Source organism: Acutalibacter sp. LFL-21 (assembly GCF_025630755.1).
In the GTDB taxonomy this organism is placed as follows: domain Bacteria; phylum Bacillota; class Clostridia; order Oscillospirales; family Acutalibacteraceae; genus Acutalibacter; species Acutalibacter stercoravium.
Window position 1 is genome coordinate 29322 of the sequence record NZ_JAOTNT010000001.1, and the last position, 18835, is coordinate 48156.

Annotated in this window: 22 protein-coding genes; 21 read left to right on the forward strand and 1 reads right to left on the reverse strand. The window is 60.0% G+C overall.

The window, feature by feature from the left end; all coding sequences use genetic code 11:
- Positions 1–4: 4 nt before the first annotated feature.
- From phnC to ODJ80_RS00220, 17 genes are all read left to right on the forward strand, one after another.
- Positions 5–796 carry a phosphonate ABC transporter ATP-binding protein gene (phnC, locus tag ODJ80_RS00140; protein WP_178864307.1) on the forward strand — a complete coding sequence of 264 codons (792 nt, stop codon included), beginning with the start codon at positions 5–7 and terminating at the stop codon, positions 794–796.
- On the forward strand, positions 789–1583 hold the full coding sequence (locus ODJ80_RS00145) for a PhnE/PtxC family ABC transporter permease (RefSeq protein ID WP_178864306.1): 795 nt from the start codon (positions 789–791) through the stop codon (positions 1581–1583). Before phnC ends, ODJ80_RS00145 begins: the two co-directional genes overlap by 8 nt.
- The gene (locus ODJ80_RS00150) at positions 1580–2458 is read left to right on the forward strand and encodes a PhnE/PtxC family ABC transporter permease (RefSeq protein ID WP_263040398.1); all 879 of its coding nucleotides are present in this window, start codon (positions 1580–1582) and stop codon (positions 2456–2458) included. The genes ODJ80_RS00145 and ODJ80_RS00150 overlap by 4 nt, the downstream gene beginning before the upstream one ends.
- A gap of 8 nt (positions 2459–2466) precedes the next feature.
- Positions 2467–2895 (forward strand): phosphonate C-P lyase system protein PhnG, encoded by a 429-nt coding sequence (phnG, locus tag ODJ80_RS00155; protein WP_263040399.1) that lies wholly within the window; start codon positions 2467–2469, stop codon positions 2893–2895.
- Between the two features lie 22 nt (positions 2896–2917).
- Entirely contained in the window at positions 2918–3499 is a 582-nt protein-coding gene (gene phnH / locus ODJ80_RS00160; RefSeq protein ID WP_263040400.1) for a phosphonate C-P lyase system protein PhnH, read from the forward strand.
- Positions 3499–4584 carry a carbon-phosphorus lyase complex subunit PhnI gene (locus ODJ80_RS00165; protein WP_263040401.1) on the forward strand — a complete coding sequence of 362 codons (1086 nt, stop codon included), beginning with the start codon at positions 3499–3501 and terminating at the stop codon, positions 4582–4584. The genes phnH and ODJ80_RS00165 overlap by 1 nt, the downstream gene beginning before the upstream one ends.
- Positions 4568–5452, forward strand: a complete 885-nt coding sequence (locus tag ODJ80_RS00170) for an alpha-D-ribose 1-methylphosphonate 5-phosphate C-P-lyase PhnJ (RefSeq protein ID WP_178864301.1) — start codon at positions 4568–4570, stop codon at positions 5450–5452. The genes ODJ80_RS00165 and ODJ80_RS00170 overlap by 17 nt, the downstream gene beginning before the upstream one ends.
- A complete protein-coding gene (locus ODJ80_RS00175; protein ID WP_263040402.1) occupies positions 5445–6281 on the forward strand; it encodes an ATP-binding cassette domain-containing protein in 837 nt (278 codons plus the stop codon). Before ODJ80_RS00170 ends, ODJ80_RS00175 begins: the two co-directional genes overlap by 8 nt.
- 10 nt (positions 6282–6291) lie before the next feature.
- Positions 6292–7524 carry an alpha-D-ribose 1-methylphosphonate 5-triphosphate diphosphatase gene (locus ODJ80_RS00180; protein WP_263040403.1) on the forward strand — a complete coding sequence of 411 codons (1233 nt, stop codon included), beginning with the start codon at positions 6292–6294 and terminating at the stop codon, positions 7522–7524.
- Positions 7517–8326 (forward strand): inositol monophosphatase family protein, encoded by an 810-nt coding sequence (locus ODJ80_RS00185; protein WP_263040404.1) that lies wholly within the window; start codon positions 7517–7519, stop codon positions 8324–8326. The genes ODJ80_RS00180 and ODJ80_RS00185 overlap by 8 nt, the downstream gene beginning before the upstream one ends.
- Positions 8313–9053, forward strand: a complete 741-nt coding sequence (gene phnL, locus ODJ80_RS00190; RefSeq protein ID WP_263040405.1) for a phosphonate C-P lyase system protein PhnL — start codon at positions 8313–8315, stop codon at positions 9051–9053. The genes ODJ80_RS00185 and phnL overlap by 14 nt, the downstream gene beginning before the upstream one ends.
- Positions 9054–9060: 7 nt before the next feature.
- Positions 9061–9864 (forward strand): PHP domain-containing protein, encoded by an 804-nt coding sequence (locus ODJ80_RS00195; protein ID WP_263040406.1) that lies wholly within the window; start codon positions 9061–9063, stop codon positions 9862–9864.
- 71 nt (positions 9865–9935) lie between these two features.
- Entirely contained in the window at positions 9936–10376 is a 441-nt protein-coding gene (locus ODJ80_RS00200; protein ID WP_263040407.1) for a GNAT family N-acetyltransferase, read from the forward strand.
- A 239-nt stretch (positions 10377–10615) separates the two neighbouring features.
- Positions 10616–12217 carry a vWA domain-containing protein gene (locus ODJ80_RS00205; RefSeq protein ID WP_263040408.1) on the forward strand — a complete coding sequence of 534 codons (1602 nt, stop codon included), beginning with the start codon at positions 10616–10618 and terminating at the stop codon, positions 12215–12217.
- Entirely contained in the window at positions 12217–12837 is a 621-nt protein-coding gene (locus ODJ80_RS00210; RefSeq protein WP_263040409.1) for a 5-bromo-4-chloroindolyl phosphate hydrolysis family protein, read from the forward strand. Before ODJ80_RS00205 ends, ODJ80_RS00210 begins: the two co-directional genes overlap by 1 nt.
- The gene (locus tag ODJ80_RS00215; protein WP_263040410.1) at positions 12837–13892 is read left to right on the forward strand and encodes a hypothetical protein; all 1056 of its coding nucleotides are present in this window, start codon (positions 12837–12839) and stop codon (positions 13890–13892) included. Before ODJ80_RS00210 ends, ODJ80_RS00215 begins: the two co-directional genes overlap by 1 nt.
- A 55-nt stretch (positions 13893–13947) precedes the next feature.
- Positions 13948–14892, forward strand: a complete 945-nt coding sequence (locus tag ODJ80_RS00220) for a hypothetical protein (protein ID WP_263040411.1) — start codon at positions 13948–13950, stop codon at positions 14890–14892.
- A gap of 70 nt (positions 14893–14962) precedes the next feature.
- On the opposite strand, the gene ODJ80_RS00225 is transcribed toward ODJ80_RS00220, so the two are convergent.
- Positions 14963–15847 carry a HAMP domain-containing sensor histidine kinase gene (locus tag ODJ80_RS00225; protein ID WP_263040412.1) on the reverse strand — a complete coding sequence of 295 codons (885 nt, stop codon included), beginning with the start codon at positions 15845–15847 and terminating at the stop codon, positions 14963–14965.
- On the opposite strand from ODJ80_RS00225, the gene ODJ80_RS00230 reads away from it, so the two are divergent.
- The 4 genes from ODJ80_RS00230 (at position 15831) to ODJ80_RS00245 (ending at position 18832) form a co-directional block, all read left to right on the forward strand.
- A complete protein-coding gene (locus ODJ80_RS00230; RefSeq protein WP_263040413.1) occupies positions 15831–16112 on the forward strand; it encodes a phosphodiester glycosidase family protein in 282 nt (93 codons plus the stop codon). The two genes, ODJ80_RS00225 and ODJ80_RS00230, sit on opposite strands and share 17 nt — an antisense overlap.
- A gap of 3 nt (positions 16113–16115) precedes the next feature.
- Positions 16116–16448, forward strand: a complete 333-nt coding sequence (locus ODJ80_RS00235) for a hypothetical protein (RefSeq protein WP_263040414.1) — start codon at positions 16116–16118, stop codon at positions 16446–16448.
- 117 nt (positions 16449–16565) lie between these two features.
- Positions 16566–16820, forward strand: coding sequence for a hypothetical protein (locus ODJ80_RS00240; protein ID WP_263040415.1), 255 nt, complete (start codon positions 16566–16568; stop codon positions 16818–16820).
- A gap of 686 nt (positions 16821–17506) precedes the next feature.
- On the forward strand, positions 17507–18832 hold the full coding sequence (locus tag ODJ80_RS00245; RefSeq protein WP_263040416.1) for a hypothetical protein: 1326 nt from the start codon (positions 17507–17509) through the stop codon (positions 18830–18832).
- The last annotated feature ends 3 nt before the right edge of the window (positions 18833–18835 follow it).

Sequence of the window (18835 nt, forward strand, 5' to 3'; positions counted from 1 at the left end):
TGGCATGGAAAACGTGTTAGAACTAACCCATTTGAAAAAATATTACGGCCAAACCCGGGCTGTGGAGGATGTGAGCTTCTCGGTAAAGCCGGGGGAAGTGGTGGTCATCATCGGCCCCAGCGGCGCTGGGAAGTCCACCGTGCTGCGGTGCATCAACCGCATGATTGATCCCACAGAGGGCACAATCCTGTTCCAGGGAACGGACATGGCCCAGGTAAAGCGGGAAAGAGACCTGAAAGCCATCCGGCGCCGCATTGGGATGATTTTCCAATCCTTCAATCTTGTCTACCGCCTTTCCGTGTTCCAGAACGTGCTCCACGGGCGGCTGGGCTATATGTCCACCCCCAACGCCGTTCTGGGCCGCTACTCTGAGGCGGACAAAGAGAAGGCCCTGGAACTCCTGCGGATGATCGGCCTGGAGGGGATGCTCTACAAAAAGGCTGGGGAGCTTTCCGGTGGGCAGAAACAGCGGGTGGGCATTGCCCGGGCCCTGATGCAGGACCCTGCCCTGCTGCTGTGCGATGAGCCCATCGCCTCCCTGGACCCCAGCTCCTCTAAGATCATCATGGACCAAATCCGGGACATGGCCCGGATGCGCAATATCGGCTGCATTGTCAATCTGCACCAGGTGGACGTGGCCAAAACATATGGGGACCGGATCGTGGGCATCCACCAGGGACGTGTGGTTTTTGACGGTCCGCCCCAGGAGCTGACCAACTCTATGATTGAAACCATCTACGACGCCCCCATTGAAGAGCTCACTGTGGGGCTGGAAGGGGAGGCAGCCCATGGCTAAAAGGACCATTCCCCTCACGCCGAAAAAGCAGAAGCGGGCCGCCACCCTGGCGTTCCTTCTGATTGCGGCGCTGTTCCTCATCGCCAGCCTGCAAACGCAGTACACTCCTGTAGAGTTTTTGCTCAACATGGAGAATTTCTGGAGCTTCATCTTTGTAGACCTGCTCCCCCCAAAAATTGCAGACTGGGAAACCATTGGCATTGGGGTGCTGCAGACCATCTCTATGGCCATGGTTGCCAGCCTTGTGTCGGCAGTGATCTCTCTGGCACTGGCCTTTTTGGGCTCTAACACCACGGCCCCCTGGCGGCCCCTGAAAAAGATCATCCGCGCCTTTGCCTCGCTGCAGCGGAATATCCCCAGCATGATCTGGACCTTTCTGCTGATTATGTCCTTCGGCATTGGCACCGTGGTGGGAACCCTGGCCCTTCTGATCACCACCTGCGGCTTTCTAATCCGCTCCTTCATTGAGACCATCGACGAGGTGGGCGGCGAAAGCCTGGAGGCGCTACAGGCCGTGGGGGCTGGGCGCCTGTCCATCATCACCCAGGTGATCCTACCGGCCTCGCTGCCCGGGTTTCTCTCCTGGCTGCTTTACTCTCTGGAAGTGAACATCCGCTCCTCCACTCTGGTAGGCGCTGTGGGAGGCGGCGGCATCGGCCTGATTATGATGGGCTATATCAAGCAGTTCCGGTACCACTCTGCCATGGGGGTCATCCTGCTGGTGGCCGTCATTGTCATCCTGGTCGACCTGCTGACCAATTTCCTGCGAAAGAAGGTGCTGGCATGACTGATTTTACCGAAATCTACCCCGTTGCCGGCTCTGCCGTAGAAGAGCCGGCCGAAAAAAACGGCCTGCTCCTGCGGGACAGAAGGGGCCGCATCCGGGTAAAAGACCCCGCCCGTGACCGGGCTCTGAAGTGGTTCCTGTCCCTGTTCACCATTTTGGGCGTGGCCGCCCTGTTCTTTATGGATCTGGACTGGGCCCAAGTGTGGGAGGGGGTCCTTCGCATTCCTGAGGCCATCGGCAAGCTGTGTAAGGTGGACTTCAGCCAGATCGACGTCACCTTTACCTCTCTGTTTGAGTCCATTGCCGTCGCCATCCTCTCCACGGTGTACAGCCTGGTGGGCGGCATGGTTTTAGCGGTGTTCCTGGCCAAAAACCTGACTCCCTTCAAATGGATGGCTGCCGTGCTCTCCGCAGTGCTCACCTTCCTGCGGGCAATCCCCTCCATCATCTGGGTTCTGCTGATTCTTGTGTGCGTGGGCTTTGGCCCCTCCGCGGGGATTATCGGCATCTGCATTTTCAGCACTTCCTTCTTTGCCAGAAGCTTTGCCCAATGCTATGAGGAAGTTCCCCAGGAAACCCTGGAGGCGCTGCGCGCCATGGGGGCCGGCCGGGTAAAAGTGTTCTTCAGCGCCGTGCTTCCCTCCGCGTTTACCGGCATGCTGGCCTGGACCTCTATCAGCTTTGAAAGCAACTTCGAGGCCTCTGCCGTGCTGGGCACGGTGGGCGCCGGGGGCATTGGATATGTGATCTCCAACTGCATGACCCGTTACGCCTACGGCCAGGCCATTGTGGCCATTGCCCTGGTGCTGGCTTTTACCTACGCCATGGAGCTGGGGTTCACCGCCATCAAAGAAAGAAATGGGAAAATCAAATAGGAGGAGCTATGGAACCAAGGAGATTCTCTAAAATTATAGAAAAATGCCCGGCAGAGCGCGTAAAGGAACTGGCCCGCCCCATCGTGGAGCAGCACCAGGTTGCGGTCATCCGCAAGCCCGCTAAAACCCTGGTGATGGTGCGGATGCGGGAAACCGTAGCCAAGGCAGAGTTTTACCTGGGGGAACTGCTGGCCGCTGAGGCCATGGTGGAGCTGGAGGGAACCAAGGGTTTCTCCCTTCTGATGGGGGACGACCTGGACAAGGCTTTCTCCGCCGCTGTGCTGGACGCCCTGCGCCGGTCGGGGCTGCCCCAGTGGGAGGCCGTACGCCTGGCCCTGGAGCAGGAAGAGAAGCGCCAGCAGCAGGAGGAACGCCGGGAGATCTGCCGGCACAATGCCTCTCGGGTGCAGTTCAACACCCTGGACGTGGAATATTGAGGAAACTGGGAGGACAAGCGATATGAGGACTGAGAACCGGTTTGACCCGGTATTTGACTGCCAGCAGGTGTTCAAGGCCCTGATGAATGCCTTGGCCCAGCCCGGCAAGGTGTTCTCCATTGAGGAGAATGTAAAGCGGCTGGTTGGCAACGGCGCCCCCTTCAAGGCGGTGGCCCTGACCCTGCTGGACAATTGGCGTTCCTTTTATGTAGACGGAGCCCCCGCCCTGGCCGAGGAGCTGCGGGAACTGACCTATGGCGTGCCCGCTCCTTTGGAAGAGGCCGATTACCTGTTCTTTCCCCGCATGGGGGAACCGGGCCCCGTTATCGAGAAGGCAAAACCCGGCACCTTGCCGGAACCTCACAAAAGCGCAACGCTCTTCCTGCTGACGGACTCCCTGACGGGAGGAGAGGCCTTCTCCCTCACCGGCCCCGGTGTAGAGGGGGCGGTCACCGTCACCCTGCCCGCTCCCTGCCGGGCCTGGCTGGAAGAGCGGCAGGCACAGGCGTTCGAGTTCCCCTGCGGGGTGGATTTATACTTCCTCACCCCCCAGGGCCAGGTTATGGGGATTCCCCGCAAGGTGAAGATAGGAGGTGAGGGCTGATGGGCTATGTTGCAGTTACCGGCGGGCAGGAAGCCATCCAGGCTTCCATCCAGCTGCTGAAGGAGTACCGCTCCAAGGGGGAGCGCCCTGTAGACCTGCAGGTCCTGCGGGACCGGATGGGCCTGCTCATTGACCGCATTATGTCCGAGGCAGGCCTGTACGCCCCAGACTACGCCGCCCTGGCCCTGAAACAGTGCGAGGGCAGCCCAGAGGAGGCCGTATTCCTGCTGCGGGCCTACCGCAGCACGTTGGCCCGCAACTACACCTCCCGCACAGTCTCCGGCGATCAAATGCACATTCGCCGGCGGATCAGCTCGGCCTTTAAGGATATCCCCGGCGGCCAGGTGCTGGGCCCCACCTATGACTACGTCCACCGCCTGCTGAATTTCGGCCTGCTGGAGGAAACCGAAGAGGACCTCCGCCAGTGGCGGCAGCAGTTTGAAGCCGGAATTCCCGCCTCTCCGGAAGGAGAGCTCTCGGATACAGCCCCCCGGGTGCTGGACCTGCTCCGGGAGGAAGGCTTGATTGAGCAGGTGGAGGAGGACCACTCCCAGCCCTGCGACGTCACCATGGAAAAGCTGCCCCTCCCCGCCCCGCGCAGCGCCATTCTTCAGACTTTGACCCGGGCGGACACCGGGTTTGTCTCTGGCCTGGCATACAGCGACATTCGGGGATTTGGCATGTCCCACCCCACCATTGGGGAGCTGCGTTACGGCAGCCTGGAAATTGAGGTGGACTCTCCCCTGGATGAGGGCGCCGCCTGGTATGTGGGCGAAATCTTTGTCACCGAGGTAGAGGGCCTGATGGGGACCCGTGCCGGCGGCGAGGGGATCGGCGTGGGCTACGGCTGCGTGATCGGCCGCAACGACACCAAGGCCATTGCCATGTCTGTGCTGGACCACGCCCTGACCCTCTCCATTGACAGCCCCACCAGCGATATGGAATTTGTGCTGCTCCACGGGGACTGCCTGGAGATGAACGGGTTTATCTCCCACCTGAAGCTGCCCCACTATGTGACCTTCCAGTCCAAGCTGGACAGCCTGCGGAAACGGAAAAGGAGGCTTGAAGATGAGCAAGGAAACTAAGCGGGGCGACTATAACTTCGCCTTTTTGGACGAGGGCTCCAAACGGGAAATCCGCCGGGCGGTGCTCCACGCCATTGCCGTGCCGGGGTACCAGGTGCCCTTTGGCTCTCGAGAGCTGCCCATCGGCCGGGGCTGGGGCACAGGCGGCATCCAGCTGACCATGTCCCTCATCGGCCCGGATGACACCTTGAAGGTCATCGACCAGGGCAACGATGACAGCGTCAACGCGGTGAGCATCAAGCGGCTCATCTGCGACACCACCGGTGTGGAAACCACCACGGACACCGCCCAGGCGGACATCATCCAGTCCCGCCACCGCATCCCCGAGGAGCCCCTGCGGGAAGACCAGGTGCTGGTGCTCCAGGTGCCCACGCCGGAGCCCCTGCGCAGTGTGGACCCCCACGAGGAGGTCACCCGGCAGCTCCACGCCGATGGGGAGTATACAGGCATCTGGGTCAACCTGTTTGAACAGCTGCTCACCCGGGGCTCCCCCTTCCGGGGGGCGGATCATCCGGTGCTGGTGGACGGCCGGTATGTGATGAACCCCAGCCCCATCCCCCGCTACGACAATCCCAAGCTGCACCAGTCTCAGTGCCTGTACCTGTTTGGGGCCGGCCGGGAAAAGAAGATCTACGCCGTTCCCCCCCACACCGATGTGGTCTCTCTTGCCTTTGAGGACTATCCCTTCCAGCAGGAGGACCTTTCCGGCCGCAAATGCCGGCTCTGCGGTGCAGAGAACGTCTACTTTGACGAGATCTTCGATGCAGAGACCGGAGAGCGCTACTACCAGTGCTCTGACACAGGCTATTGCCTGAAGCGCCGCAACGCGCAAGCATCCCAGGAAAAGGGGGAAGAAACCCATGAATGAGAGAACGCCCGTAATGGAGGGCAGGCACATTACCGTGCGCTTTGGCCCCGGCTGCCCCTACTGCCAAGAGCATACCGACCTGGAAAAGGGGCGCTGCCCCGTGTGCCACACCATCTGGGCGGTGCGGGATGTGAGCTTTCAGCTGTACCCCGGGGAGATTTTGGGAATTGTGGGGGAATCCGGTTCGGGAAAAAGCACCCTGCTGAAGACCCTCTATTTTGACCAGCCCGCCACCAGCGGGGAGGCCACCCTCACCATGTATCAGAATGGAAAAGCCAATATATTGGAGGCCAGTTCTCAGCAGCGGCGCTATCTGCGCAACCACCTGATGGGCATGGTCTACCAAAACCCCATGCTGGGCCTGCGGATGAACATTTCCTCTGGGGCCAACATTGCGGAAAAACTTATCGCCGCAGGCAGCCGCAACGCCGGCAGGATGATTGCCCGCAGCTCTCAGCTTTTAGAGCATGTGGAGATCCCCGTGGAGCGCCTGCGGGAACAGCCCCGGGTCTTTTCCGGCGGCATGCAGCAACGGGTGCAGATCTCCAAGGCCATTGCCAACAATCCTCCCATCCTGCTGCTGGATGAGGTGACCACCGGCCTGGATTTAAGCGTGCAGGCCAAGGTGCTGGACTTGATCCGCACCATTCAGCAGGAGCTGGGCATTGCCATGATGATCGTCAGCCACGACCTCTCCGTCATCCGCATGATGTCCGACCGGACCATGGTTATGCTGGGGGGCCGCGTGGTGGAGGAGGGCCTGACCGACCAGATCCTGGAGGACCCCCTGCACGCCTACACCCAAACACTGGTCAGCTCGTTGTTGTAAGGAGGAAGCCATGGGAGAGCTTGTCATTCAAAATGTAAATGTGGTGCTGCCGGACCAGGTCTTGGAAAACGGCTCGGTACGGCTGCAGGATCAGCTGATTCAGGAGGTTTCTGAAAACCCCTGGCTGGGGCCCGAGAGCCCCGACGGCCGCATTCTGGACGGCCAGGGCGCTTTCCTGCTGCCAGGGCTGATCGACATTCACTCGGACAATATTGAAACGGTCATTCAGCCCCGGCCCCAAAGCATGATCGACTTCGAGCTGGCCATGCGGGAGCAGGAAAAGCAGCTGGTGTGCCAGGGCATCACCACCATGTACCACTCCCTCACCATTATGGACACCAATTTTGGCGGGGAGCGGGTGGCCCAGAAGCAGCAGCTGCGCAGTCCGGAAAACTTGACCAAGCTGATTGGGCTGATCCGCAACTTTCACGAGGGCGACCATTTGATCCGCCACCGGTTCCACTGCCGGTATGAGATCACCAACACCCGGGGCTACTCCATGCTGCTGGGGTTCATCCGTAACCGGGACATGCAGCTGCTGTCCTTTATGGATCACACCCCCGGCCAAGGGCAGTACAGAAACCTGGAATTTTTCAAAAGCCACGTCATGTCCCAAAGCCAAACCGAGGAGGAGAAAAACCAGATCCTCACCCAGCGGATGAACCGCACCAAGCTCACGGCGGAACAGCTGGCGTTGGCCGCGGACATGGCGGTTCAGGCCGGCATCCCCATTGCCTCTCACGATGATGACAGCCTGGAAAAGCTGGACTATGTAACACAAAACCTCCACGCCCGCATCTGCGAGTTCCCCGTGGAGCTCTCCGTGGCCCAAGAGGCCCACCGCCGGGGCATGGCCGTGGTGGTGGGCGCCACCAATGTGCTGATGGGGCGGTCCCACTCCAACAACCTCTCCGCCCGGGAGGCCATTGAAAACGGCTGCGCTGACATTCTCGTCTCCGACTATTTCCCGGCAGCCATCCTCCACGGGGTGTTCAAGCTGTGGGAGGACGGCACCCTGCCGCTGCCCCAGGCGGTGAACATGGCCACGCTGAACCCCGCCAAAGCGGTGAGGGTGGCAGACCACCTGGGGTCCATCCAGCCAGGCAAGTGCGCCGACCTGATTTTGGTAAGCAAAAAAGGGAAAATCCCCGTGGTGCTTTCCACCTTTATCAATGGCGAAGAAGTGACCCGCCTCCACTACCGCAATGATTTCGTGGGGAAGGATGGGGCCCGCTATGATTGAGGAGCTTTGGCCCCTGGCGGACTTTGCCCGAAACCTGGTGGTGGCCTGTGGAGCCCGCCTGCGGGAGCGGCGGCGCAGCATCTCTCCAGCCATGCGGGAAAAGGGAAGCTACCGGGATATCGTCACTGACCACGATCTTTGGGTGCAGCAGTACCTGGCAGAGGCGCTGCAAAAAGAAGCACCCTTCTGCGGCATTCTGGGAGAGGAAGGCGCCCGCCGGCAAGGGGTCTCGCCCTGGACCTGGGTGCTGGACCCCATTGACGGCACCACCAATTATTACCAGGCCGGCCGCGGCTACGCCATCTCCTTGGGGCTGTTGTACCGGGAGGAACCCGTGTGGGGGCTGGTGCTGGAGGGAAGCTCTGGCAAAGCCCTGGAGGGCTCCATCCCCTATGGGGCTGGGCGGTCCGGCCCCACGGCTCCCCACCAGGCAGTGCTCCACTTAGGGGTAAAGACCATGGAGTCCCTTACGGCCCTGGGCGTGGACGCCTATCGCTTTGCCCGCCAGTTTCAGGGGGTGCGCTATTTTGGCTGCGCTTCACTGGAGCTGTGCTCTGTGGCAGAGGAGCGCGGCGGAGTTTATGTAAACAGCCATCTCAAGCTGTGGGACTTTGCCGCAGCCTGGGCGGTTTTAAAATCCCAGGGCTGCTCCATTGCCGCGGTCCCCATGGAGGGGGAAGACTGGTTTGTCTGTGCGGCCTCCAACCAAGAGCTGTACCAGGCCTGCCTGTCCCTCCTCCCCGCTTCCATCCGAACAAAATTGGAGAAAACAGGAGGAATTCTTTCCCATGCTGAACATTGACTCTCTTTCCAAAGAATTTATCATGCACATCCGGGGGGATGCCCAAATCGACGGCTTCCAGGACATCAGCTTTTCTGTAGAGCCTGGCACGCTGGTGGCAATCACCGGCCCCAGCGGCTCGGGAAAATCGTCCCTGCTCAAATGCGTGTACCGCACCTACACCCCCACTGGCGGCCACGCTTGGTACACCCGGGAGGACGGCTCTACCGTGGATTTAGCCACTGCCGAGCCCTGGAAGATCATCCAGCTGCGGGAAAAAGAAATTGGCTATGTCTCCCAGTTTTTCAGCGTCATCCCCCGTGTCTCCGCCCTGGATATTCTCACCCACACGCAAACCGCCCGGGGGGTAGAGGAGCCCTTGGCCCGCAAGCGCGCTGCCCAATACCTGGAGCGGGTGGGCATCTCCCCCCAGCTGTGGGACATGTACCCAGCTACGTTTTCCGGCGGCGAAAAGCAGCGGCTGAACATCGCCAATGCCTTAATCACCAAACCCCGCCTGCTTCTGCTGGATGAACCCACCGCCTCCTTGGACGCCAACAGCAAGGGCTGGGTTATGGACATGATTCTGGATTTAAAGCGGCAGGGCACGGCCATGGTAGGGGTGTTCCACGACGAAATCGCCATTCGCACCCTGGCGGACTGGCGGTATGAAATCCGCGAGAAGCAAATGGTGCCCATGGACTACAAAATGGATTACGCCATGGAAGAGCTGGCAGCCTTTGCCTGAGGCGCCTATGGTGGATTTACACACCCATTCCCACTTCTCCGATGGGGACCGCTCTCCCTGGGAGCTGGTGCGGCAGGCAAAGGCCTGTGGGTTATCCGGCCTGGGTCTCACAGACCACGACACGCTGGCAGGCGGGGAAGAGCTGTTCCAAGCGGGCAGGGCCTTTGGGCTCCCTGTGGTGCTGGGGGTAGAGATCAGCTGCAGCCAGCGGGACGGCCGCCAGCTTCACCTGCTGGGGTACGCCATCCCCACTGAAGGAAGGCAGGCCGTGGAGGATTTCTGCCGCCCCATCCGCCAAGCGCGCAATCGGGCGGTGCTGCAAAGCGCCCAGGCGCTGGCGCAGGCGGGCTACCCTGTCTCCGAAAAGCGGCTGCTGGCCCAGGCAGGCCCCCAGGGCCAGCTGTGCAAACAATATCTGATGGCCCAGCTTATGGAGGCCGGCCTGTGCAAAGAGCTGTACGGCGCCCTGTACAAAAAGCTGTTTAAAGGGGAAGCCGCCCCCGCCGCTTTGCAGTTCCCCACAGCGGACCCCGTGGAGGCGGTCCAATGCGTAACCCGTGCCGGGGGGAAGGCGGTGCTGGCCCATCCAGGCCAATACGGAAACTTCCAGGCGCTCCCCGCCCTGGCAGAAGCCGGCCTGTGGGGCATTGAAGCCTACCATCCCAAACACAGCCCCGAGGACACGCAGAAGTGCTTGGAGCTGGCACGCCGCTTTCAACTGGCTGTCACCGGCGGCTCCGACTTCCACGGCCGCTATGGCGAGGGGGAGCGTCTGGGAGAACAGGGGGCCAGCGCGTTCCCTCTTTTTTAAAAGACGTGAAAGATCGAAAAGCAGGAACCGTTGTCCTGCTTTTTTCTACTAAAACAAGGAGGTGCCACCGCATGGAAATCCGTCCTATGGAATGGACAGATTATCAAAAGGTGTATGCCCTGTGGCTTTCCTGCCCGGGCATGGGCTTGAACAACCTGGATGACTCATTGGAAGGCATTGGGCGGTTTTTGCAGAGAAACCCAGAAACCTGTTTTGTGGCGGTGGAGGGGGAATCCATTGCCGGCTGCATTTTAGCAGGAACGGATGGGCGCCGGGCCTACATTTACCACACGGCGGTCCATCCAGAATTCCGCCGCCGCGGCATTGGCCGGCAGCTGGTGGAGCGGCTGCTGGCAGCCCTTCGGAAAATCGGGATCCACAAGGCGGCTCTGGTGGCCTTTTCCCGGAACCAGGCGGGCAATACCTTTTGGGAAAAAATGGGATTTACCGTCCGTTCGGACCTCACTTACCGCAACCGGGCCCTTACAGAGCTGCGGCGCATCGACACATAAGCGGAGCCGCCCCGGCAAAAAAGGCCCCGTGCCAAGCTTACCCCCAAATCCCCCCGGAGACACAAGCTCCGGGGGGATTTGGGCTGTTGTGGGAAAGCCCCGCTGCCCCAGCCGGTTTTCAGCATGTTTTAACCTGAACATTACCTATCCTTTTCCCACCTGTGATAGACGCGCCCATGTGCCTTCCCTACAATAAAAATAGGAATACTGGGCACTTATGCCCCGTGACAGGAGGCATTATGAAGCTTCGAAGAATACTCACATGCTTATTAACCGCGCTGCTGCTTCCAGCCCTGCTGGCGGGCTGCGAGGCATCCAGCCAAACACAAACAGCGGACACGGTGCTCGGCAGCGGAAGCCGCGTACTGCGCATTTTGTCCGGCTCGGAAAACCGTGAACTGGAGCCCATCCTGGAACAATTTGCCAGGCAGCAGGGAACGCGCATTGAAATGACCTATTTGGGCTCTCTGGACATCATGCGCCAGCTGGAGCGGGAGGACTTCCTCTATGACGCGGTGTGGCCTGCCAGCTCCCTGTGGCTGAACGCGGGCGAATCCCCCCTGAACCTGAAGCACACGCAATCCATCTCCATCACCCCGGTGGTATTCGGCATCCGGCAAAGCCTGGCGGAACAGCTGGGCTTTGTGGGAAAGGAGGTCACTGTACAGGACCTTCTCGGGCCCATTCAAAGCGGAGAGCTGAAATTCTGCATGACCAGCGCCAGCCAGTCCAATTCGGGGGCCTGCGCCTACATTGGCTTCCTGTACGCTCTGCTGGGGAACCCTGAGGCCATCTCGCTGGAGGACCTGCAGGGGGAGGAGCTCCGCACCCAAATGACGCAGCTTCTCTCCGGTGTAGACCGCTCTTCCGGAAGCTCTGACTGGCTGAAGGACATGTTCCTAGAGGGGGACTTTGACGCCATGGTCAACTATGAGTGCCTCATCATCCAGGCAAACCAAGAGCTGGAGGCCCAGGGCCGGGAGACGCTCAGCGTAGTGTACCCCACCGACGGCCTCACAATTGCCGACTCCCCCCTATCCTATGTGGACCGCGGGGACAGCCAAAAGGAGGAGTTGTTCCTCTCCCTGCAGGAATACCTCCTCTCTCAGGAGGCGCAGAGCCAAATCCAGCGCACAGGGCGGCGCTCCAGCTACACCGGCGTGGCCCCGGAAAACCGTGACGTGTTCCGGGAGGACTGGGGCCTTCAGCCAGACCGCCTGCTCTCCCCCATCCACATGCCGGCTTCAGACGTGCTGTTTGAAGCGCTCAGGCTGTATCAAACCGAATTTAAAAAGCCTTCCCTCAACATCTACTGCCTGGACTACTCCGGGAGCATGTCCGGCGAGGGGAACCAGCAGCTGGAGGCTGCCATGGAGCAGCTCCTGATCCAGAGCAATGCGGCAGAAAGCCTGCTGCAGGCATCTGAAAACGAGGTCAACATCCTTATCCCGTTCAACGACCGGGTCATGGGAACCTACACCGCCCAGGGAAACGGGGCGGAGCTGGAGGGGCTGTATACCGTTGTGGAGGAGCTGAGCCCGGGAGGTGGCACCGATATGTACCAGGCTGCCGCCCAGGGAATTGAGGAACTGCGGGGATATGACCTTTCCCAGTACACACCTGCGGTCATTCTGTTGACCGACGGCCAATCCGGCGGCAGTTTCCGCCAGCTCGCCGATGCCTACGGCAGCCTGGGCAGCCAGGTGCCCATTTTCTCCATTATGTTTGGGGACGCGGACGAAAGCCAGCTGGAAAGCCTGGCGGAGTTCTCCAATGCCCGGGTGTTTGACGGACGGGAAGACCTGGTGGGGGCGTTCCGCAGTGTAAAGGGGTACAACTGATGCGGGAGATAACAAGGGCATTGCTCTCCCTGTGCGCGGCAGCGGGGCTGTTTTTGGCGCTGTTCCTGGCCCTGCAATGGAATCCCTTTGTCTCCCTCGCCTTCAGTGTGGGGGTGTACTTCGGCCTGTTCCTCCTGCTAAAGCCCAGCCGCAAAATTGGCGGCATTTCCCTGGAGGGATTAAGGGATGGAGAGGAGCTGCAGGCCCTGCTGCAGGGGGCCCAGGAGGACTTGGAAACCCTGGAGCGCGCTGGAAAGGAAATTTCCAAAGCGCCTGTGGCAGAGCAAGCACAGCGCCTTTTCTCCACAGCCCAGCGGCTGATGGCCTATTTGAAGAAGAACCGGGAAAAAATTCCCCAGGCCCGAAGGTTTTTCCTCTACTACTTGGACACCGCCGCACGGCTGCTGGGGCGGTATATGGAGCTGGAAAACCTGGGCCTGCACACCCAAGAGGTGTTAGAGGTCCAGCGCAAAACAGAGAGCGTGCTCCCCGTTTTGAACCAGGCCTTTGAGCGGCAGTTCACCCAGCTGATGGCGGGGGAACTTCTGGACACAGAGGTGGACATCCAGGTGCTGGAACAGGAGCTGGAGGGAAGTACCCTGAAAAAGGAGGCGCAGTGATGAAAGCAAAATGGATCGGCCTTCTCCTCCTGCTGGTGGTGGCCCTGGGAGCCGCCGGGTATGTGTGGCTTACGAATGCCCAGCAGGTTTCTGAGATTCAAGGCTATGTGGGCGGAGAAAAGATTGGCCTGCTGGAGGATGCGGAAGTGCAGGAGATCCTGCGGGAGCGCTATAAGCTTTCCATGGATTACACCCGGGCCGGCTCGATCGAAATGGTCACCATGGACGCGGAAGGCCAGAATTATCTCTTCCCCTCTAACCAGACCGCGCTGGAGCTGTACGAAAAAGCCCATGGAGCCCCGGAGGCCAGCGAAATTATCTTGAACACCCCCATTGTGCTGTACACCCACAACGCCGTTGCAGAGGCCCTAAAGCGCCAGGGAATTGCCCAGGAGAGCGGCGGCGTCACCACAGTGGATATGGCGGGGCTCACGCAGCTTATCGAGTCCGGCGCGGAGTGGGCTGACATTGGCCTGCCAGAGCTCTACGGCACTGTCTCTGTGGGGACTACCGATCCGGCCAAGTCCAACTCTGGCAACATGTTCGCCGGCCTGCTGGCAAACACCCTGGCGGGGGGCGTGGCCGCAGAGGAGGACCTGCCGGAGGTGCTCCCCCGGCTGCAGGAAATCGTTGAGCGGCTTGGGTATATGGAAAGCTCTTCCTCCGACCTGTTCGACCAGTTTTTGAAAACCGGCATGGGGGCAAAGCCCCTTATCGCGGGATATGAAAGCCAGCTGCTGGAATTCGCCGTTCAAGAGCCGGAGGTCTGGTCGCAGATTCAAGAGGATATCGTGATGCTGTACCCCACCCCCACCGTATGGTCCTCCCATGTGTACATTGCGCTCGATTCCCTGGGCGCGAAGGGGGCGCAGGCCCTTTTGGATGAGGACATCCAGCGCATTGCCTGGGAGAAGCACGGCTTTCGCACCGGAGTGTATGACGCGCCCACGGACATCGGCCAGTTCGGGGTGGACGGCGTGGCGCAAGAGGTCACCCAAGTGGTCTCCATGCCCAGCGCGGCGGTGATGGATCAAATCATCCAGGCGCTCTCCTGACCAACAGGAAGCCCCGCTTATCTAAAACAATCTGAATGGAAGGAGCCGAATCGCTATGTGGCAGGCAATGGGAGTCTGTGTTGCGCTGTGCGCCCTGTTCTTTTTCCTCATGGCCGGTGGAATGCGCCGGGAAAAGCAGTGGAAAGGGGCCGTACGCCTGACAGCGCAGGTGACGGGCCTGGAATATCGCAAAACATGGGTGGATTCCTCCACCATAGACGGCGACCGCTCCTCCACCCTCATCACTTTGCGCTGCCTTTGGGAGGGGCAGCCCTTTACGCTCCAAAAGGAACTTCGGGGCATTCGTCCAAGCCTCTGCCAGGGGGACAGGGTTCCAATTGTCTATCTCAAATCTCAAGGCGCCTGGGCCAGTTGGAAGGAGGTCCGGTCCCTTTGGCCTGTATGGGGGCTTTTGGGCGCCCTGTGCGGGGGCTCCGCGGTGGCGCTGCTGTTCCAGGGGCGAAATATTCTGGCGGCGCTTTCCGATTACACCGTGGAATATCCCAACCTGCCCGGAACCGCCCTGTGTCTCATCATCGGGATTGCCTGCGCCGCGGGAGGCTTTGCCTTTGCCCGCACTCTGCTGGGCGACGCGATCCGTGCCTTTACCGCCCCCCTGGCATGGGGGCTTCAAAAGCTGCTGGGCAGGCTGGAGGAGGTGCCTGCCCGCTGCGAGGGATGGATTAACAAGTCGGATGGGGACGGCGGCTCCGACACCTATCCCCTGTTTTCCTTTTGGGAATCCGGCAGGATGTCCCACTGGATTCCCCCCACCGTCCAAAACAGGCACAACTTTCAACCAGGAAACCAGTACACCCTTTATCGGGACAGGAAGGGGCGCTACAGCCTCCAACCCAGCCTATCCGATGTTCTGTGCATGCCCTTTGCCCTGATCCCCCTTTCCTTTTTTCTGATGATGGCCGCCTCCCTGGTTTTGACAGCCGCCGCAATGTTTGGAATAGCAGGCTGGGGGCTGGTGTATTTCTTCAGCCACCCCTGAGAAGGAACAGGCGCCCCGCCTTCCCTTTGCGAAGAGCACCGGGCGGAAAACAGAAAGCGCAGACCAGGCCTTATGGCCGGCTGCGCTCCTTTTTTTCGCTGGGAAAAGGGGCGCCCTCCCGCCGGGGCAGCGCAACAGTAAACTGGCTTCCCTTGCCTGGCTGGCTCTGCGCTGTGATCTCCCCGCCGTGGAGGTGGACAATCCATTGGGCGATGGAAAGCCCCAGGCCAGAACCGGAGCGGTCCCGGACCTTGTCCGCCCGGTAAAAACGCTCGAAGATGTGCTCCAATTCCTCGGGGCTCATGCCAATCCCGTTGTCGGACACGGTGAGCACGCAGTCCTCTCTTTCCTGAGAGGCCCGGACAATCACCCAGCCCCCTTGCTTTCCATACTTCACAGCGTTGCCCACCAGGTTGATGAGCAGCTGGGTCAAAAGGCTTTGGTCCGCCCATGCCTCCATGCCCTCCGGCACCTGATTGAACAGGGAAATTTTCTGGGCAGCGGCAGCATCGTTCAGCTCCTCCAGCACAGAGCCCACCGCCTCCCGCAGGGGCAGCCGCTCTTTCTCCAGGTGGTAGCGGCCCTCGTAGCCCCGGGTGAGCACCAGCAGCTGGGAGATGATCTTGTTCATCCGCTGGTTCTCCTTTTGAACAGCCTCCAGGGTTTCCCGGCCGTCCTCGGAGAGGGGCTCCCCCGCCAGCTCCTCGGCGCAGGCGGAAATCACCGCCACGGGGGTACGCAGCTCGTGGGAGGCGTCGGAGGTGAACTGCCGCTCCCGCTGGAAGGACTCCTGCAGCCTGTCCAGCATGGTGTTGAAAGTGATGGCCAGCTCTTGCACCTCGTCCCGGGAGGCAGGCTCCGCAATGCGTTTGGAAAGGTCCCCGGCGCTGATGGCCTCCGCCGTGCGGGTGATGTCCGCAATGGGTCGGATGGCCCGCTTGGCAAGCAGGTACATCCGAAAATCCCACCCCCGCACAGCCATCGGGTACTACGAGCCGGGCCATTACTGCCTGATAGTGGTGGACGGCCGCCAAACCGGCTATTCCCGGGGCATGACGCTCCCGGAGCTTTCCCAGCTGTTCCAGGACCTGGGCTGCAAGGCGGCCTACAACCTGGACGGCGGCCACTCCACCATGATGGCCATGGAAGGCCAGCTGGTCAATAAACCTTATAAGGACGCCCACGAAATTGTGGACTGCCTGTACTTTGGGGAGGTGTGAAGCATGGCAAAGCTGTTTCAGGTAACCGCCCACTGTTCCATCATTCTTGCCCTGTGCATGGCGGCTTTTGAAGTGCTGGACTGGTTCAACCCCTACATGAATTTTTTGGGACTCCCTATTTCTACAGGGCTGCTGGCGGTTTTCTGCCTGCTGGCGGTGCTTCAGGCTATCCGCCTGCTGTATTGCGAAAGTAAGCTGGAAGCCCTTCGCCGGGAGCTGGGGGAAAGGCGAAAAACCATCCCTCACAGTAAAGGCAAAAAATCCTGCAAGAAAGCTAAAAAGCAGCAAGCCGGAAAATTGGCTCCCGCTCGTGCCGGACAGCAGGGAGCGCCATAAAGCGAAGCGGGCCGGGAGTGCTCCCGGCCTCTTTCCCTGTCCTCCTGGACAGCCCTGCCGCCGGAGCAGCTCTCCACCCTCCTTTACCTGCTGGTGGGGACGGTGGGCATTCAGGCGGTGTTTAAAGCCAGCTGGCCCATGGACCGCCTGCGGGCATTCCTGTGCGTCACTATGACAGCGGGGTTTTACGCCGCCGTCCTGGTGCTGCGGGCAAGGTTCCAGGTGGCGCTGCCCTCGGTGGAAACCCTTTGGCTGCTGCTGGGCTTCGCCGCTGTCAGTTTCCTGGTGGAACGCGTGGCCACGCTGGTCCTCCGTCTGGCAGACCGGGCCCGGCTGCGGGAGGAAGGGCGCCACCGGCAGAATACTCAGTGAACCGCCGCAGGTACTTTCCGCGCTAAAAAACAGCCATCGCATGAACAGCACCCCGCTGGTTAGACAGTATCGTTACTGAATAACCAGTGGGGTGCTTCACGATGCCAAGGGGAAAAGCAAATCAAAAACGCGCAACAAAACTCAAAAGCCGGGCACTTTCCAGTTTTCCCGCCCCAGGTGGCCGCAGTTCCACCGTCCCAAATCCCCAGCGCCTTCCTCTGGTGGTTGATTCTCAAACAATGCCGTCCGCCCCCCGGACTTCAACATCCACAGCCTATGGCACACAGCGGCCGGCCTGATGCTTTCCGGCGGGGCGGATGCGGCTACGGTCACGCCTTTCATGAAAAAGCGGGAGCTGGTTCCCAGACGCAAAAACGGGTGGAGGCGTGAATCTTCCCGCTTTCCGCAATCCCCATGGCATGTATCGTTGCTCTTAAAAAATCGAATTTACCCATTCGATTATGGTGAATATCATGATATGTGTGGTGTATTTTTATAAAACATGTCTGTTGACAAGCGATAATATCATGCCTTAAAATTGTTATAATACAAAACAAGTCAACAGGAAAGGCCAAGAGAACTTCTTGGCCTTTCCTAATATTCACGCACATGCATGCTTGTTTTGTGAGCGGCCAGGCGGCTGATACTATTTTCCTGCCGCTCCCGAGGAAAGGAGGAGGGGATCTATGAAGAAAGTAGGAATGCTCTGTCTATCCATCCTTGTGCTTTGTTGGGGGCTCTTGGGGTGTACCAACGGGGAAGAAATCCCCAGCGCCTCCGGCGTCTCCAGCGAGACTGCCTCAGAAGAGGGAGGCCCAGTGGTAATCTGCGCGGACGAGAGTTTTCGGGAGGACCTCAAAGAGTTGATCAGCTATTTGGCAGCCACGGGAAATGAAACCGAATATGAGCTGCTGGTGCTGCCGGACGACACCGAGGACCGGGAGCCGGAGCTGACCCGGCTGCGCACAGAGATCATGGCCGGGGAGGGGCCGGACGCCTTTATCCTAGACGCCACCATCCCTGGGACGGTGACAGACTCCGGGGAACCTTTGGAGGCCATCTTCCCCAACGTGGAAAAGAGCATGTACTCCCACCTGTTTCTCGATCTGGAAGAGATGGTGCAAAACAGCGAGATCATTGAACTGGAAAATTGCAACCAGACGGTGATGGACGTGGGCGTGGCCGGGGACAGCCGGTTCCTGCTGCCCTTGACCTACACCTTCTCCACGGTGATGGTGGACAAAAGCGCCCTGGAGGACCCGGACTACACCTTCTCCACCTTGGACGAGCTGCTGCAAAGCGACCAAGAAACCTTGAAGGGGCTGTTCTCCTTCAGGACCTTCAAGCTGTTCCCCAACTGCCTGGGCGTCCTGGCGGATTACGAAGGGCAGAATCTGCTAGTCACCCAAGAGTCGCTACAGAAAGCTGTGGAACAGGGAGAAGCTTTTGCCGAATTCCAGGACAAACAGTACTCCCAGTCTCCGGCGGTGCGCAACGGGGAGACCAGCTGGAGCGCCTGGATGGAGCTGCCCTATGACGAGACGGAATACACCGTGTTCCCCATTCCCAACCCGGAGGGGGGCGTCACCGCAGCGGTGACCGCCTACGCCGCCATCAACCGGAACGCGGCCCATCCCCAGGAGGCCTTTGCCCTCATCGAGCAATTATTCCGGGAGGAATTGGTCACCCAGACGGGATCGGGCTTTGAAGTAAACGGATACCATTACTGTTCCACCTTTAGCTTTGGCATAAACTCCGGCTATCTTTCCGCCCTCCCGGTGAAGGACCAGGTGCTTCTGGATTACCTAGAGCCCAACACCCAGGAGGCCACCATGGCCTCTCTCCGGGCGGCGGTGGAACGGATTGACAGCGCCAAGGTCTACTCCGATTTGGACATGGACATCTACAATCTGTACGAAACCTGGCACTGGTCTTACGGACGCTCGGAAGAGCCCCTGGAAGAGCTGGTGGAGCGCACCATCTCCTCTATGGAAATGACCTTGGCGGAGTGAGTC

Coding starts and splice junctions, on each gene's coding strand:
- ODJ80_RS00235 (WP_263040414.1), top strand. CDS start 16,116: ATGGCAAAGCTGTTTCAGGTAACCGCCCACTGTTCCATCATTCTTGCC.
- ODJ80_RS00205 (WP_263040408.1), top strand. CDS start 10,616: ATGAAGCTTCGAAGAATACTCACATGCTTATTAACCGCGCTGCTGCTT.
- phnG (WP_263040399.1), top strand. CDS start 2,467: ATGGAACCAAGGAGATTCTCTAAAATTATAGAAAAATGCCCGGCAGAG.
- ODJ80_RS00175 (WP_263040402.1), top strand. CDS start 5,445: ATGAATGAGAGAACGCCCGTAATGGAGGGCAGGCACATTACCGTGCGC.
- ODJ80_RS00215 (WP_263040410.1), top strand. CDS start 12,837: ATGAAAGCAAAATGGATCGGCCTTCTCCTCCTGCTGGTGGTGGCCCTG.
- phnC (WP_178864307.1), top strand. CDS start 5: ATGGAAAACGTGTTAGAACTAACCCATTTGAAAAAATATTACGGCCAA.
- ODJ80_RS00195 (WP_263040406.1), top strand. CDS start 9,061: ATGGTGGATTTACACACCCATTCCCACTTCTCCGATGGGGACCGCTCT.
- ODJ80_RS00210 (WP_263040409.1), top strand. CDS start 12,217: ATGCGGGAGATAACAAGGGCATTGCTCTCCCTGTGCGCGGCAGCGGGG.
- ODJ80_RS00150 (WP_263040398.1), top strand. CDS start 1,580: ATGACTGATTTTACCGAAATCTACCCCGTTGCCGGCTCTGCCGTAGAA.
- ODJ80_RS00200 (WP_263040407.1), top strand. CDS start 9,936: ATGGAAATCCGTCCTATGGAATGGACAGATTATCAAAAGGTGTATGCC.
- ODJ80_RS00245 (WP_263040416.1), top strand. CDS start 17,507: ATGAAGAAAGTAGGAATGCTCTGTCTATCCATCCTTGTGCTTTGTTGG.
- ODJ80_RS00180 (WP_263040403.1), top strand. CDS start 6,292: ATGGGAGAGCTTGTCATTCAAAATGTAAATGTGGTGCTGCCGGACCAG.
- ODJ80_RS00170 (WP_178864301.1), top strand. CDS start 4,568: ATGAGCAAGGAAACTAAGCGGGGCGACTATAACTTCGCCTTTTTGGAC.
- ODJ80_RS00165 (WP_263040401.1), top strand. CDS start 3,499: ATGGGCTATGTTGCAGTTACCGGCGGGCAGGAAGCCATCCAGGCTTCC.
- phnL (WP_263040405.1), top strand. CDS start 8,313: ATGCTGAACATTGACTCTCTTTCCAAAGAATTTATCATGCACATCCGG.
- ODJ80_RS00220 (WP_263040411.1), top strand. CDS start 13,948: ATGTGGCAGGCAATGGGAGTCTGTGTTGCGCTGTGCGCCCTGTTCTTT.
- ODJ80_RS00145 (WP_178864306.1), top strand. CDS start 789: ATGGCTAAAAGGACCATTCCCCTCACGCCGAAAAAGCAGAAGCGGGCC.
- phnH (WP_263040400.1), top strand. CDS start 2,918: ATGAGGACTGAGAACCGGTTTGACCCGGTATTTGACTGCCAGCAGGTG.
- ODJ80_RS00185 (WP_263040404.1), top strand. CDS start 7,517: ATGATTGAGGAGCTTTGGCCCCTGGCGGACTTTGCCCGAAACCTGGTG.
- ODJ80_RS00225 (WP_263040412.1), bottom strand. CDS start 15,847: ATGTACCTGCTTGCCAAGCGGGCCATCCGACCCATTGCGGACATCACC.